This window comes from Streptomyces sp. APSN-46.1, from assembly GCF_022815725.1.
GTDB lineage: Bacteria > Actinomycetota > Actinomycetes > Streptomycetales > Streptomycetaceae > Streptomyces.
On the sequence record NZ_JALGRF010000015.1, the window covers coordinates 1 to 13,066 of the forward strand.

A 13,066-nucleotide genomic window follows, 5' to 3' on the forward strand; every position below is an offset into this window, starting at 1 on the left:
AACCCGGAAGCTAAGCCTTTCAGCGCCGATGGTACTGCAGGGGGGACCCTGTGGGAGAGTAGGACGCCGCCGAACAACCCGCCCTTTTAGCTCAGTCGGTAGAGCGTCTCCATGGTAAGGAGAAGGTCAACGGTTCGATTCCGTTAAAGGGCTCCAGTAAAGAAGGCCCCCGCCTATTGGCGGGGGCCTTTTTGCGTTTCATGGGCTTGCTTCAGCGCAGCTGGTCGGCCGCCGCGTCGATGAACGTGCGCACAGCCTGCTCGAACTCCGACTCGATCGCGATGACCGCCTGTCGGTCCTCCGCGCGGGTGATCTCACCAACCTTGGCGAATGCGGCCTCCATCAGCCGGCGCAGCTGCGGATCGTCGGCCACGAGCTGGAGGCGGAACGCGGCTGTTTCGGCTGCGGCTCCCAGGCGGTCGCTCTCCAGGAGAGCCGCCAGCAACGACTCCTCGTCGCGTGGGGAGCGTCGCTGGCGGAACCATAGGGTGATCTTCGCGCGTTTGAGATCCGTGACCGCCGCCGCGTAGCCGCTGTACGCGGCGAGGCGCTCCTGGCGCAGTCGTTCCCCGCGGGCCACCGCCTCCGCGCGTTCGGCCGTGCGGCGCTGGAACAGGTAGGTGCTCAAGGAGCCGATCAAGGTGCCGGAGACGGCCACCACACTGGTCAAGACTGTGTCCACGGTGGTGAGTTGAGCACACCGTGGACACCCGAGGCCAGAGGCAGACGCTATTCGCCTTCGCGCTGGTGCGGGACGCGGAAGGCGAGGATGGCCATGTCGTCCGACGCGGGTTCGGCCGCGAAGCGTTCCACCGCGCGCAGGACGCGGGAGGCGACGGCGCCGGCGGTGAGGCCGGTGCAGGTGGTGAGGACCTCGGCGAGGCCGTCGTCGCCGAGCATGCGGGTGCCCTCGCGGCGTTCGGTCACGCCGTCCGTGACGCAGAGCAGGACGTCGCCCGGGTCCAGGGTCAGGGTCTGCTCGTACAGGTCGAGGTCTTCGAGCACGCCGAGCAGCGGCTGCGGTTCCGCGGCGGGGACCACCTCGCCGTTCGGGCGCAGGCGCAGCGGGAGGGGGTGGCCGGCGCAGACGACCTTCATCAGGGCGCTGCCGTCCTGCTGCGGGTGGAGTTCGCCGTAGAGGAGCGTGAGGAAGCGGCTGCGGGCGCCCTCGTCGAGGATCGCCGCGTTCAGGCGCTCCAGGACCGCCGGGCCGCCGAGGCCCTCGCGGGCCAGCAGGCGCAGGGCGTGGCGGGCGAGGCCGGTGACGGCGGCCGCCTCGGGGCCCGTACCGCAGACGTCGCCGATGGCGTAGCCGTAGACGCCGTCGCGGATCGGGAAGACGTCGTAGAAGTCGCCGCCGACCTCGTTGCCCTCGCCGGCCGCGCGGTAGATGACCTCGACCTCCATGCCGGGGATCGCGGGAGAGCCGGGTGGCAGCAGGCTGCGCTGGAGGGAGCGGCTGATGGCGGTGCGCTCGGAGTAGAGGCGGGCGTTGTCCAGGGCGAGGGCGGCCCGGCGCGAGAGGTCCTCGGCGAGTTCGAGGATCTCCTGCCGGAAGTGTTCCTCGGAGGGCTTGCCGAGGGTGAGCAGGCCGATGACGCGGTTGCGGGCGAGGAGCGGGAGAACCACGGTCTCGCCGCCGACGGCGAGGGTGGTCTCGGGCCAGGGGCGGGCGCCGGCCTCGCGGACCGGCTCCGGTGGGCTGACCCGGGAGAGCAGGGCCTTGAGGCCGTCGATGCGTTCCTCGTCCTCGTGCAGGACGTAGGAGAGGTACGGCTCGGAGGACTGGTCGGCGATGGTGTAGACGGCGCACCAGGTGGCGAGGGTCGGGACGGTCATCTGGGCCACGAGGGCCAGGGTCTGGTCCCGGTCGAGGGTGCCGGCGAGCAGGTCGGAGGCCTCGACGAGGAAGGAGAGGGAGCCGCGGCGCAGGCGTTCCAGCTCGCCGAGGCGGGCGGATTCGACGGCGAGGGCGATGCGGTCGGCGGCGAACTGGAGCCGCAGGGCCTCCTCGTTCGAGTAGCGGCCGGGGTTCTCGGCCGCGACGCCGAGGGAGCCGGTGAGGCGGCCTTCGACCTTGAGGGGGACGGTGACCACGGAGCGCATGCCGGTGCCCTCCAGGAGCGGTACGGCTCCGGGGACGGCGGCGAGGTCGTCGTGGACGGCGGGCATCCGGGCGGAGCCGTAGCGGTTGGTCCCGGCCTCGACGGGGACGCGGGCGAAGCGCTGGCGGGTGGAGGGCAGGCCGGTCGCGGCGCGTACCTCCAGCTCCGTTTCGTCGTCGGTGGCGAGCAGGAGGAACGCGGCGTCGGCGTCGAGCATGTCACGGGCGCGCTCGACGGTGCGTTGGAGCAGGCCGTCGAGGTCGTCGGGGGCGGGGGAGCCGATGAACACCTCGAAGGGGTCGACCGGGCGGGCCTCGGTGAGTTGACCGGCGTCCGAGGAGGCCACTCGTACGGGGGTCTGGAGCAGGGCGCGCTCGTCGTCGTGGACCAGCAGGCAGACGATGGACGGTTCGCCGTGTGCGTCGCGGACCCGAAGGTGGGAGGCGTAGACGGGGATGACGCGGCCGTCGGCGCCGCGGATGCCGTAGCTGCCCTCCCAGCGGGACAGGCGAAGGGCCTCGGCGATGCCGGTGCCCGTGCCGGGGGTCTGCGGCCAGGCGGCGAGTTCGGCGAGCGGACGGCCGACGGCCTTCTCGGCGGGGTAGCCGAAGATGTGCTCGGCGTCGTCGTTCCAGGCGGAGATGGTGTCGGCGGCGTCGATCTGGAGGACGGCGACCCGGACGCGGCTGTCGGCGAGGGGGAGGAGCTGATCCGGGACGACGGGGCCGGCGGAGCGGGTACCGACCGGTCGGTCGGGCAGGTCGAGGCGGAACCAGACGTGTTTGTGCGTGCCCGTGTACTCGACGCCCCAGCGGGTGGCGAGGGCGCCGCAGAGCATCAGGCCGCGGCCGCTCTCGCGGTCAGGGTCCGCGTACGGGCGCTGGCCGGGGTGGCGGAGCGGGAGCTCGCGCTCGGGGTACCGGTCGGCGACTTCGACGCGTACGCCGTCCTCGGCGCGCAGGCACAGTACCTCGGCCCGGGTGCCGGCGTGGACGACGGCGTTGGTGACCAGCTCGCTCGTGAGGACCACCGCGTCGTCGACGATGTCGGCGAAGCCCCAGCCCTGAAGGGTGTCGCGGACGAACGCGCGGGCGGCGGCGACCGACCGCGCGAGAGGGTCGAAACTGGCAGCCGCCCGAGCCGTGATCACGAGTCTCCTTCGACGCGGTTGGACATTGGATGCCAGGTTACTTACCTTCACGGTCGGCATGGTGCCTCGTTGGGGATTCCACCCGCGGGGTGCGGCGGGTGTGCGATGGTGCCGAAGTGTTATGGCCAGGTTCGGCCAGGGTGAAACACTGGGCAGGCTTAGAGAGCCGGGCCTTGGAGTGTCGGGTCTTCGATGGTCGAACGTCCGGTGGAGTACAGCTGTCGACCCTTTCGGGAGGGACACGGTGGAGTCTGGCGCAGCGGCGCGGCGTACGGGGACGCGCCCGAAAGGCGGCCGGTCCCGGCGGAACGGGACGACGGAAGTCGATACCGCCGCCCTGAACCGCCTGCTCACGGCCCTGGTGTCGATGCGGGACGGCAACTTCCGCAAGCGGCTGACGGTGTCCGGCGACGGGGTGATGGCGGAGATCGCCGCCGTCTACAACGAGGTCGCCGACCGCAATCTCCACCTGACGGGTGAGCTGTCCCGGGTCCGGCGGATGGTGGGCCGCGAGGGCAAGCTCAGCGAGCGGCTGGAGACGGGGGCCTGTGAGGGCTCCTGGGCGGCCGCGATCGACGCCTCGAACCAGCTGGTGGACGACCTGGCCCGGCCGGTGTCCGAGGTGGGACGGGTGCTGTCGGCGGTGGCCGAGGGCGACCTGGACCAGCGGATGGACCTGCGGACGCAGACGGCCGACGGGTCCGGGCATCCGTTGCGCGGGGAGTTCCTGAAGGTCGGCCGTACGGTCAACAACCTGGTCGACCAGCTGTCCGCGTTCACCGACGAGGTGACGCGGGTGGCGCTGGAGGTGGGCACCGAGGGCAAGCTCGGCGGCCAGGCCCAGGTGCGCGGAATGTCCGGTTCTTGGAAGGACCTGACCGACTCCGTCAACACCATGGCGTACCGGCTCACCGCTCAGGTGCGTGACATCGCCCTGGTGACGACGGCGGTGGCGAAGGGCGATCTGTCGCGCAAGGTCACGGTGCACGTGGCCGGCGAGATGCTCCAGCTGAAGAACACCGTGAACACGATGGTGGACCAGCTGTCCTCGTTCTCCTCCGAGGTGACGCGGGTCGCCCGAGAGGTGGGTACGGAGGGCGAGCTCGGCGGCCAGGCGAAGGTGCCCGGGGTCGCCGGTGTGTGGAAGGACCTGACCGACTCCGTCAACACGATGGCGGGCAATCTGACCGCCCAGGTGCGCGGGATCGCGCAGGTCACGACGGCTGTCGCCAACGGCGATCTGTCGCAGAAGGTCCGGGTCAGCGCGCGCGGCGAGGTGGCGCAGCTGGCCGAAACGATCAACCAGATGACCGAGACGCTGCGGACTTTCGCGGACGAGGTCACGCGGGTGGCCAGCGAGGTCGGCGCGAAGGGTCTGCTGGGCGGCCAGGCGCAGGTGCCGGGCGCCGCGGGCACGTGGAAGGACCTCACCGACTCGGTGAACACGGTCTTCCGCAACCTGACCACTCAGGTGCGGGACATCGCGCAGGTGACGACCGCCGTGGCCAACGGCGATCTCTCGCAGAAGGTCACCGTCAATGTGGCCGGCGAGATGCTGGAGCTGAAGAACACCGTCAACACGATGGTGGACCAGCTCCAGTCGTTCGGTGCCGAGGTGACGCGGGTGGCCCGTGAGGTCGGCGTCGAGGGTGAGCTGGGCGGTCAGGCGCAGGTGCCCGGGGCCGCCGGCACCTGGAAGGACCTCACCGACTCGGTGAACACCGCCTTCCGCAACCTGACCGGGCAGGTCCGCAACATCGCCCAGGTGACGACGGCGGTGGCCAACGGAGACCTGTCGCAGAAGGTCACCGTGGACGTCTCCGGCGAGATGCTCCAGCTGAAGAACACCGTGAACACGATGGTGGACCAGCTGTCCTCGTTCGCGGACCAGGTCACGCGGATGGCGCGGGACGTGGGTACGGAGGGCCGCCTCGGCGGCCAGGCGCGCGTGGAGGGGGTGTCCGGCACCTGGAAGGAGCTCACCGACTCCGTCAACTTCATGGCCGGCAACCTGACGTCGCAGGTGCGACAGATCGCCCAGGTGACGACGGCGGTGGCGCGCGGTGACCTGTCCCAGAAGATCGACGTGGACGCGCGCGGCGAGATCCTGGAGCTGAAGAACACCATCAACACGATGGTCGACCAGCTCTCCGCCTTCGCCGAGCAGGTGACCCGGGTGGCCCGGGACGTGGGTACGGAGGGCCGCCTCGGCGGCCAGGCGCAGGTGCCCGGGGTGGCCGGAGTCTGGCGTGATCTGACCGACTCGGTGAACGGCATGGCCGGGAACCTGACCTCGCAGGTGCGCAACATCGCGCAGGTCGCGACGGCGGTGGCGCGCGGTGACCTCTCGCAGAAGATCGACGTGGACGCGCGGGGCGAGATCCTGGAGCTGAAGAACACCCTCAACACGATGGTGGACCAGCTCTCGAACTTCGCGGAGCAGGTGACCCGTGTCGCCCGCGAGGTGGGTACCGAGGGCATCCTGGGTGGTCAGGCGGAGGTGAAGGGTGTCTCCGGCACCTGGAAGGACCTCACCCAGTCCGTCAACTTCATGGCGAACAACCTGACGTCGCAGGTGCGCAACATCGCCGAGGTGACGACGGCGGTCGCGATGGGCGACCTCTCCAAGAAGATCACCGTCGATGCGAAGGGCGAGATCCTCGAACTCGTCACGACCGTCAACACGATGGTGGACCAGCTGTCGTCGTTCGCGGAGCAGGTGACCCGGGTGGCCCGCGAGGTGGGCTCCGAGGGCATCCTCGGCGGTCAGGCCCGGGTGCGCGGGGTGACCGGCATCTGGAAGGACCTGACCGACAACGTCAACCTGATGGCCAACAACCTCACTTCGCAGGTGCGCAACATCTCGCAGGTCTCGGCGGCGGTCGCCAACGGCGATCTGACGAAGAAGGTCACGGTCGAGGCGCGCGGCGAGGTCGCCCAGCTCGCCGACACCGTGAACACGATGGTGAAGACCCTGTCCTCGTTCGCCGACGAGGTGACGCGAGTGGCGCGTGAGGTGGGTACGGAGGGCCGGCTCGGCGGCCAGGCGCATGTGCCGGGCGTCTCGGGGACGTGGAAGGACCTCACCGACTCGGTGAACTTCATGGCCTCCAACCTCACCGGCCAGGTGCGGCAGATCGCCATGGTCACGACCGCCATCGCCAAGGGCGATATGACCAAGAAGATCGACATCGACGCCCGTGGCGAGATCCTGGAGCTCAAGACCACCATCAACACGATGGTCGACCAGTTGTCCTCGTTCGCCGACCAGGTGACGAGGGTCGCCCGCGAGGTGGGTACCGAGGGCATCCTCGGCGGCCAGGCCCGGGTGCGCGACGTGGACGGCACCTGGCGGGACCTCACGGAGTCCGTGAACGAGATGGCCGGGAACCTCACCCGGCAGGTGCGCGCCATCGCGGCCGTGGCCACGGCCGTGACCCGCGGCGACCTGAGCCTGAAGGTCGATGTGGACGCCGCGGGCGAGATCCAGGTCCTCCAGGACAACATCAACACGATGATCGTCAACCTGCGCGACACCACCTTGGCCAACAAGGAGCAGGACTGGCTGAAGGGCAACCTGGCCCGGATCTCCGCCCTCATGCAGGGCCGCCGGGAGCTGGACGACGTGGCCTCGCTGATCATGAGTGAGCTCACCCCGGTGGTTTCCGCCCAGCACGGCGCGTTCTTCCTGGCCCTGCCGACGGGCGGCAGCACCGAGATCGGGGCGGACGGCGGCGCCGAAGGCTCGTACGAGCTGCGGATGCGCGGCAGTTACGCGTACGCGGGCAGCCAGATGCCCACCTCGTTCCGACCGGGGGAGGGGCTGATCGGGACGGTCGCCGAGGAGAAGCGGACGATCCTCGTCGAGAACACCCCGCCCGGCTATCTGAAGATCTCCTCCGGGCTGGGCGAGGCCCCGCCGGCGCATGTGATCGTGCTGCCGGTGCTGTTCGAGGGGAAGGTGCTCGGCGTCATCGAGCTGGCCTCGTTCACGCCTTTCACGCAGATCCAGAAGGACTTCCTCAGCCAGATCGCCGAGATGATCGGTACGAGCGTCAACACCATCAGCGTCAACTCCAAGACGGAGATGCTGCTCAAGCAGTCGCAGGAGATGACCGAGCAGCTGCGCGAGCGCTCCGACGAGCTGGAGAACCGGCAGAAGGCGCTCCAGGCCGCCAACGCGGAGCTGGAGGAGAAGGCCGAGCTGCTGGCCCAGCAGAACCGGGACATCGAGGTGAAGAACACCGAGATCGAGGAGGCCCGGCAGGTTCTGGAGGAGCGCGCCGAGCAGCTCGCGGTGTCGATGCGGTACAAGTCCGAGTTCCTGGCGAACATGTCGCACGAGCTGCGTACGCCGCTGAACTCGCTGCTGATCCTGGCGAAGCTGCTGGCCGACAATGCGGACGAGAACCTGTCGCCGAAGCAGGTGGAGTTCGCCGAGACGATCCACGGGGCGGGCTCGGACCTGCTCCAGCTGATCAACGACATCCTCGACCTGTCGAAGGTCGAGGCCGGGAAGATGGACGTCTCACCGACCCGGATCGCGCTGGTCCAGCTCGTGGACTACGTGGAGGCCACCTTCCGGCCGCTGACGGCGGAGAAGGGGCTGGACTTCTCGGTACGGGTCTCCCCGGAGCTGCCGGCCACCCTGCACACGGACGAGCAGCGGCTGTTGCAGGTGCTGCGCAATCTGCTGTCGAACGCGGTGAAGTTCACCGACACCGGGGCGGTGGAGCTGGTGATCCGGCCCGCCGGTACGGATGTGCCGCCGGCGATCCGGGAGCAGCTGCTGGAGGCCGGTTCGCTGCGCGAGGCGGACGGGGACCTGATCGCCTTCTCGGTGACGGACACCGGGATCGGGATCGCGGCGAGCAAGATGCTGGTGATCTTCGAGGCGTTCAAGCAGGCCGACGGGACGACCAGCAGGAAGTACGGGGGCACGGGCCTCGGGCTGTCCATCAGCCGGGAGATCGCCCGGCTGTTGGGCGGTGAGATCCACGCGGCCAGTGAGCCGGGCCGGGGATCCACCTTCACGCTGTACCTGCCGCTGCACCCGAGCGAGCTGCCCCCGCAGGGGTACGCGCCGCCGACGCCCGGTGGCGGGCGGAGCGAGCTGTACCGCAGGTCCGCCGAGGAGGCGCGGCCCGCGCTGCCGGCGGCCCCGGCGGCACCTGTGTCCGTACCGCCCGCTCAGGCTCAGCCGGCGCAGCGGTCCGTGCCGGTCTCCGAGCAGGCCGGGCAGGGGCAGGGCGGCGCCGCCGCGCTGTTCAGGCGCCGGCGCAAGTCGTTGAGCGACCTGGAGGCGCGTACGGCGGTGCCGGGGCAGCCGACGGGCCAGGGGGCGCAGGACGGCTGGGGCAGTGCGGACGAGGAACTTCCGGTGTCGCCCCGGACGTACGACTTCCACGGCGAGAAGGTCCTCATCGTGGACGACGACGTACGCAACGTCTTCGCGCTGACCAGCGTGCTGGAGCAGCACGGACTGGCGGTGCTGTACGCGGAGAACGGCCGGGAGGGCATCGAGGTGCTGGAGCAGCACGACGATGTGACGGTCGTGCTGATGGACATCATGATGCCGGAGATGGACGGGTACGCGACGACCTCGGCGATCCGGCGGATGCCCCAGTTCGCGGGGCTGCCGATCATCGCGCTGACGGCGAAGGCGATGAAGGGGGACCGGGAGAAGGCGATCGATTCCGGTGCTTCCGACTACGTCACCAAGCCCGTTGAACCCGACTATCTGCTGTCGGTGATGGAGCAGTGGATGCGCGGGAAATGATCACTCGGCGGCCGCATTGGTATCAATTGCTGACGCAGTGTGGCCGCGACGGTGTGGGAGGGCGGTATGCGGGGAACCTTCTGCTCTCCCGCACCGTTTCTGCTTCGTGCACAGTGACATCCTGGTGACAGGGTGTGGCGATCTCGGGACTGGGGCTACGATGACCGGCACAAGGACGGACGGCGCAAGGATGCCGCCCTCTGGGGCGGGGCCCGGCGCGCGCGCCGGTGCCAGGAGCCGGGGAGGCCCCATGCCGGGGCGAGGAGGACAGGGCATGGTGCAGAAGGCCAAGATCCTCCTGGTCGACGACCGGCCGGAGAATCTGCTGGCGCTGGAGGCCATCCTCTCCGCGCTCGATCAGACACTGGTCAGGGCGTCGTCGGGGGAGGAAGCGCTCAAAGCGCTGCTGACGGACGATTTCGCGGTCATCCTGCTGGATGTGCAGATGCCGGGGATGGACGGATTCGAGACCGCCGCGCACATCAAGCGGCGGGAGCGGACCCGGGACATCCCGATCATCTTCCTCACCGCGATCAACCACGGTCCGCACCACACCTTCCGCGGGTACGCGGCCGGCGCGGTGGACTACATCTCCAAGCCCTTCGACCCGTGGGTGCTGCGGGCCAAGGTCTCGGTGTTCGTGGAGTTGTATACGAAGAACTGCCAACTGCGGGAGCAGGCCGCGCTGCTGCGGCTCCAGCTGGAGGGCGGCGGCTCCAACGGCGCGGACGGCGGCAAGGAGGCGGCCGGGCTGCTGGCCGAGCTCTCCGCGCGGCTCGCGGCCGTCGAGGAGCAGGCCGAGGCGCTGACCAAGCAGCTCGGCGAGGAGTCGGCCGATGCGGCGGTGGTGGCGACCGCCGCCCACCTGGAGCGGAAGCTGACCGGACTGCGGCGGGCGCTGGACGCGCTGGAGCCCGGGACCGGCGGAGGCGCGCCGATGCTGCCCGCGCAGGGCTGAGAGTCCCGCGGGTCCGCCCGCAGGACCGGCTGGGCGTACGCGCGGTCTGAGGGACCGTCAAAACGTGGGCCGGCGGAGCGACACGAACGGGTGAAGGGGTGGGCACGCGTGTCCACCGGCGTGGACACCGGTAATCTCGGGCGCATGGCCTCAAGTACGTCCGGCAAGGGTTCCCAGAGCACCGCGGGTACCGCGAAGGGCCGCACCGGCCGTACGACGGCGCCGGCGAAGAAGGCGGCTCCCGCGCGGAGTCCCGCGGCGAAGAAGGCCGCGGCTGCCAAGCGCGCCCCGGTCAAGAAGGTCGCGGCCAAGCCCGCGCCGTCCCCGACCGGGGGAGTCGTACGGCTGGTGCGGGCCTGCTGGCTCGGTCTCGCGCACGCGGTCGGAGCGGTGATCCGCGGGGTCGGCAGGGGCGCCAAGAATCTCGACCCCGCCCACCGCAAGGACGGCCTCGCGCTGCTGCTCCTCGCACTCGCGCTGATCGTCGCCGCCGGAACCTGGTCGAACCTGAGCGGTCCCGTCGGGGAACTGGTCACCATGCTGGTCACCGGTGCCTTCGGGCGACTGGATCTGCTCGTGCCGATCCTGCTCGGCGTCATGGCGGCACGTTTCATCCGCCACCCCGAGCAGACCGATGCCAACGGGCGCATCGGCATCGGCCTGTCCGCGCTGGTCATCGGCGTCCTCGGGCTCGTCCACATCGCCTGCGGGGCCCCCGGCCGGGACGAGGGCACGACCGCCATGCAGAACGCGGGCGGGCTGGTCGGCTGGGCGGCCTCGAAGCCGCTGATCTTCACGATGGGCGCGCCGCTCGCCGTGCCGATGCTGGTGCTCCTCACGATCTTCGGGCTGCTGGTCGTCACCGCCACCCCGGTCAACGCGATTCCGCAGCGGCTGCGCGCGCTCGGGATCCGGCTGGGGATCGTCGCACCCACCGAGCACGACGAGTACGACGGGCGGGACGGGCAGGACGGGACGGACACAGCGGGCGCGGCCGGCGGCCGGCGGGGCCGGGACCGTCATGACCCCGAGCGGTGGCGGGCCCGGTCCGGGGCCGCCGGAGCCGGGGAGCCGGACGATCCGGCCGACGACGCCGAGGAGGAGGCGCTCGCCCGGCGCCGGCGCCCCCGGCGGGCCGCCGCCCGGTCCGCCATGGACCGGGAGATGGACGCCGTCGACGTGGCCGCGGCGGCGGCCGCCGCGCTGGACGGGGTGGTCTACGGCGGAATGCCGCCCTCCGCGCTGGTCGCCGACCTCACCCAGGGGATCTCCGCCCCGCGGGAGGGCGCGGAGGTCACCGCTCCGGTGCCGCCCGCCCGGGAGGCCCCGGTCCCGGCCGCACCCTCGGCGGGCTCCCCGGCGGCCCGTGCCGCGGCCGCGCCGCACGACAGCACCGCCGCGGCCTCCGGAACCCTTGCCGTGCCGGACCTGACCAAGGCCCCGCCGGAGACCCAGCCGCTGCCGCCCCGCGCCGAGCAGCTCCAGCTGCGCGGGGACATCACGTACGCCCTGCCCTCGCTGGACCTGCTGGAGCGCGGCGGGCCGGGCAAGACGCGCAGCGCCGCCAACGACGCGGTCGTCGCCTCGCTGACCAACGTCTTCACCGAGTTCAAGGTGGACGCGCAGGTCACCGGCTTCACCCGGGGCCCGACGGTCACCCGCTACGAGGTGACGCTCGGCGCAGCGGTGAAGGTCGAGCGGATCACGGCGCTGGCGAAGAACATCGCCTACGCCGTGGCCTCCCCGGACGTGCGGATCATCAGCCCCATCCCGGGCAAGTCGGCGGTCGGCATCGAGATCCCGAACACCGACCGCGAGATGGTCAACCTGGGCGACGTCCTGCGACTCGCGGACGCCGCCGAGGACGACCACCCGATGCTGGTCGCGCTCGGCAAGGACGTGGAGGGCGGCTACGTCATGGCCAACCTCGCGAAGATGCCGCACGTGCTGGTCGCCGGGGCCACCGGCTCCGGCAAGTCCTCCTGCATCAACTGCCTGATCACCTCGGTCATGGTCCGGGCGACGCCGGAGGACGTCCGGATGGTGCTCGTGGATCCCAAGCGCGTCGAGCTGACCGCGTACGAGGGCATCCCGCACCTGATCACGCCGATCATCACCAACCCCAAGCGGGCCGCCGAGGCGCTCCAGTGGGTCGTGCGCGAGATGGACCTGCGCTACGACGATCTGGCCGCCTTCGGCTACCGGCACATCGACGACTTCAACCAGGCGATCCGGGACGGCAAGATCAAACTGCCGCCGGGCAGCGAGCGGGAGCTCAGCCCGTACCCGTATCTGCTCGTGATCGTCGACGAGCTCGCGGACCTGATGATGGTGGCCCCGCGCGACGTCGAGGACTCGATCGTGCGCATCACCCAGCTGGCCCGCGCGGCCGGCATCCACCTGGTGCTCGCCACCCAGCGGCCCTCGGTGGACGTGGTCACCGGCCTGATCAAGGCGAACGTGCCCTCGCGCCTTGCCTTCGCCACCTCCTCGCTCGCCGACAGCCGGGTCATCCTCGACCAGCCCGGCGCCGAGAAGCTCATCGGAAAGGGTGATGGTCTGTTCCTGCCGATGGGTGCGAACAAACCGGTCCGCCTCCAGGGCGCCTTCGTCACCGAGGACGAGATCGCCGGTATCGTCCAGCACTGCAAGGACCAGATGGCGCCGGTCTTCCGGGAGGACGTCACCGTTGGGCAGAAGCAGAAGAAGGAGATCGACGAGGAGATCGGCGACGACCTCGACCTGCTGTGCCAGGCGGCGGAGCTGGTGGTCTCCACCCAGTTCGGCTCCACCTCGATGCTCCAGCGCAAGCTGCGCGTGGGCTTCGCCAAGGCCGGGCGGCTCATGGACCTGATGGAATCGCGGGGAGTCGTCGGCCCGAGCGAGGGTTCGAAGGCGCGCGACGTGCTGGTGAAGCCCGACGAGCTGGACGGGGTGCTCGCCGTCATCCGGGGGGAGACCCAACCGTAATTCGTCGGCGGGCAACCGTTTCCCTTGGGGCCGCGTCAAGTTGAGGGAGGTGGCGGCACCGTGCCCGGTGCCGGGCCGCCGCAGCTCCCGGACTCCCCTCGCTG

At 70.4% G+C, this 13,066-nt stretch carries 5 protein-coding genes, 1 tRNA gene and 1 rRNA gene; 5 read left to right on the plus strand and 2 right to left on the minus strand.

Features of this window, described 5'->3' with window-relative positions:
- Together rrf and MTF65_RS27575 are read left to right on the plus strand one after the other, a co-directional pair.
- Window positions 1–75, plus strand: a 5S ribosomal RNA gene (gene rrf / locus MTF65_RS27570); the annotation flags it as partial.
- Between the two features lie 5 nt (window positions 76–80).
- Window positions 81–156: transfer RNA gene (locus MTF65_RS27575), tRNA-Thr, on the plus strand.
- A 55-nt stretch (window positions 157–211) separates the two neighbouring features.
- Here the strand turns inward: MTF65_RS27575 and MTF65_RS27580 are convergent.
- Together MTF65_RS27580 and MTF65_RS27585 are read right to left on the minus strand one after the other, a co-directional pair.
- Window positions 212–682: a hypothetical protein gene (locus tag MTF65_RS27580; protein ID WP_243631687.1), complete on the minus strand. Its 471-nt coding sequence runs from the start codon at window positions 680–682 to the stop codon at window positions 212–214.
- Between the two features lie 47 nt (window positions 683–729).
- Window positions 730–3,315, minus strand: coding sequence for a SpoIIE family protein phosphatase (locus MTF65_RS27585; protein ID WP_243631688.1), 2,586 nt, complete (start codon window positions 3,313–3,315; stop codon window positions 730–732).
- Between the two features lie 184 nt (window positions 3,316–3,499).
- On the opposite strand from MTF65_RS27585, the gene MTF65_RS27590 reads away from it, so the two are divergent.
- From MTF65_RS27590 to MTF65_RS27600, 3 genes are all read left to right on the plus strand, one after another.
- The gene (locus tag MTF65_RS27590) at window positions 3,500–9,034 is read left to right on the plus strand and encodes a HAMP domain-containing protein (protein ID WP_243631689.1); all 5,535 of its coding nucleotides are present in this window, start codon (window positions 3,500–3,502) and stop codon (window positions 9,032–9,034) included.
- Between the two features lie 274 nt (window positions 9,035–9,308).
- Window positions 9,309–9,992, plus strand: a complete 684-nt coding sequence (locus tag MTF65_RS27595) for a two-component system response regulator (protein ID WP_243631690.1) — start codon at window positions 9,309–9,311, stop codon at window positions 9,990–9,992.
- A gap of 144 nt (window positions 9,993–10,136) precedes the next feature.
- Complete coding sequence (locus MTF65_RS27600) at window positions 10,137–12,962, plus strand: DNA translocase FtsK (protein ID WP_243631691.1); 2,826 nt, start codon at window positions 10,137–10,139, stop codon at window positions 12,960–12,962.
- Window positions 12,963–13,066 lie beyond the last annotated feature (104 nt).